This is a genomic window from Oleiphilus sp. HI0086 (assembly GCF_001635225.1).
Genome location: NZ_LWFZ01000168.1, coordinates 1 through 691, shown reverse-complemented (window position 1 = coordinate 691; position 691 = coordinate 1). Strand labels below are relative to the sequence as shown.

At 42.3% G+C, this 691-nt stretch carries 2 protein-coding genes; both read right to left on the bottom strand.

Annotated features, from left to right (window positions below; genetic code table 11):
* Positions 1-532: DUF1329 domain-containing protein (locus A3756_RS02415; protein WP_156490205.1), on the bottom strand; the 532-nt coding region annotated here is incomplete at its 3' end.
* A gap of 34 nt (positions 533-566) precedes the next feature.
* A partial coding sequence (locus A3756_RS26405) for a DUF1302 family protein (RefSeq protein ID WP_156490204.1) occupies positions 567-691 on the bottom strand: 125 nt, incomplete at its 5' end.

Sequence of the window (691 nt, the reverse complement as noted above, 5' to 3'; positions counted from 1 at the left end):
TTCCCCCTCTTGAACGCATAATATGGTTCCAAACAACTTCTTTAGCATTCTTTGGAATTGGGAAAGGAATTGCACCTTTATAGCCTTGCACGCCATTCCCGTCATCAACCATTTCAGCATTAGTCGCATTATGCTTGAAATACTCACCGAATTTATCAATATAACCAACTGAACGATGAGTAGGATACACCTTCATTTTATAAGTAGAGTATCGCTCCAGGGTCTTCTTCTGACCATCAGACAACTTATCTGCATACTGAGCCATATTGTCTTTAGTAATCGTGAACAAGACCTGATCCGAAGCAAAAGGATCCGGATAAGGTTCACCCACCTTATAATCAGCAGGTGCTTCTACACCACCCGTCCACTCAGGAATTGTTCCATCTGCATTCCCTGCTTTTTCTGCACCAATTGGCGTTAATTCATTCCCTAATTTCGCCGCTTCTTCTGGTGATACTTTTGCCATGACATTTGCCGCACTAAAGCTTGCAGCAACAACACCAATGGCACACAAAGTTTTTATCATTTTCATTTAGACTACCTCGTTAAACCAAGCCAATGGGTTATTAGAATGAGTACGAAACACTAAGCGCAAGACTATCTCGGTCGGAGATTGTGTTATGAACCCCTCCACCGAAGTAATTGGTATACGCCAAGGTTGCACTGTACTGGTTTAAGTAATCTGCTCTGA